The organism is Shewanella sp. 11B5, from assembly GCF_002836795.1.
Taxonomy (GTDB): Bacteria; Pseudomonadota; Gammaproteobacteria; order Enterobacterales; family Shewanellaceae; genus Shewanella; species Shewanella frigidimarina.
In genome coordinates this window covers 1-1,590 of the sequence record NZ_PJAP01000834.1, presented here as the reverse complement: position 1 = coordinate 1,590, position 1,590 = coordinate 1, and the positions used below count along the sequence as shown (strand labels likewise).

General features: G+C 37.4%; 1 protein-coding gene and 1 pseudogene. One reads left to right on the top strand and one right to left on the bottom strand.

What is annotated here, in order from left to right; translation table 11 throughout:
• Window positions 1-131: 131 nt before the first annotated feature.
• Complete coding sequence (locus tag CXF78_RS16940) at window positions 132-383, top strand: hypothetical protein (RefSeq protein WP_011638667.1); 252 nt, start codon at window positions 132-134, stop codon at window positions 381-383.
• A gap of 336 nt (window positions 384-719) precedes the next feature.
• Here the strand turns inward: CXF78_RS16940 and CXF78_RS22085 are convergent.
• A pseudogene (locus CXF78_RS22085) lies at window positions 720-1,200 on the bottom strand (DUF2306 domain-containing protein).
• Window positions 1,201-1,590: the final 390 nt, after the last annotated feature.

Sequence of the window (1,590 nt, the reverse complement as noted above, 5' to 3'; positions counted from 1 at the left end):
TCATCATAACTGACTGTCTATTACCATAAATACGGCTGTCACGATCATTAGTTAATCGCTATCTCGATATTGTTCAGACATATATCGGGTTACAATAGATATACAATGTATAAATCCGGATTATGCGCTAAATGGCTAAACCTAACAAAAAAGGCCCTTCGCGCACCGTCGATGTTTTTTGCGCTAAGTGTAAAGCCCAACTGTTTAAATATCGTAAGGGTGGTAAAGGCGCCTTAATCAAATGTTTCAAGGAGCGGATTGTCGAAGACAACACCAAGATTCCTTGCACATGCCCAGAATGCGGCCAGATATTTGCCAGAGATACGTTAGTGAGAGGCGCACCAGCATTTAAAATGGTCGGTGGAAAAGTCACCTTTAAGTAATTCTGTAGCGTCATGACTGACACAAGTACGAGCCAACAACAAGATTGTTAGTCATTGTATTTACAAATGAATAATAAAAATCATGCTCAAACGTATACTCATGAAAAATGAACTACAGTACTGATATTAGATAAAAATATTAGCAATATCGCGAAATTCACATGCTATATACAACCCCTCTAAACATCACTTCAAACCTAAATTTTCTCGACCTGTTATTTGTAATTAAAGGCATAATTTCACACGAGTTCGGGCTTGTCTAACTTTCGGGATAGAACGCAGTATTGCTCGGGCTATCCTTATTCGTTAGGTTTAGAGGGCTATTTACACTTTGCTCTATGTACTCAATGTATTATCAATAGTACGTTGAACTGAATAACTAACACGTTTGGTTTTTAGTAAATATAATTGTGCTACTAATACATTTGGAACCCAGGCAACCCAAGAAATTGCAATGTAAGACGTTATAAAGTCGACATTAAATAACCATGGAAATGATGGTAGATACAATCTAAGGGTAATTGCTGAACAAGTTAAAGAGTAGTTTATTATCATCCAATAGCGATGTGCATTCACGTTACCTTTTTTTATTTGAACAAATGCTATGCTTACAGTAAAAAGCCATAGTACCAAAACCGAAATGAGCAACAATACCACCCATAGAATTGGTAGCTAAGTATAAACCAGCAGAACCGGAGAGTAATACGGCGGTAACGTAGACTTTACCAAGCGTTCGATGAAGTTTGATACTTTTCGCTCTCATGCGACTATTTAACTGAAATGCGCCAATGGTTAACGCTATTGAGCCTCCGACCATATGTAGATACATCGCCAATGGTGTTAATGAAAACTTTTCTTTTAAATATTCTGAGCCAACCCAATCAACGGTTACAAACAGAATGGCATAAATGCTAACACCAAGAGCTAAGGCATAGAAAATACCGTATCCACACTTTTTAAATACTTCCATATAAGACTAATCCTTATTAAAATCTAACGCGACACTAACAAGTAAGCTCTGTGCTGGCTAGGGTCAATATATGCTGGCATTGAACGCTATGATCTGTGCTTATAAGCTCCAGCAACGCCAAACCCAATGGCAGCAACAAGTATTATGATATCTAAGTAGTAAACTGGTTTTTGGATCGAAAGAAGAGTACCAATAGTCGTTAGTAAAAGGCTTGTGTTGGCATAAGTGTTACTTTTA

Bases quoted from the DNA above. Each gene is read 5' to 3' on its own strand.
- CXF78_RS16940 (WP_011638667.1), top strand. From the start codon at position 132: ATGGCTAAACCTAACAAAAAAGGCCCTTCGCGCACCGTCGATGTTTTT.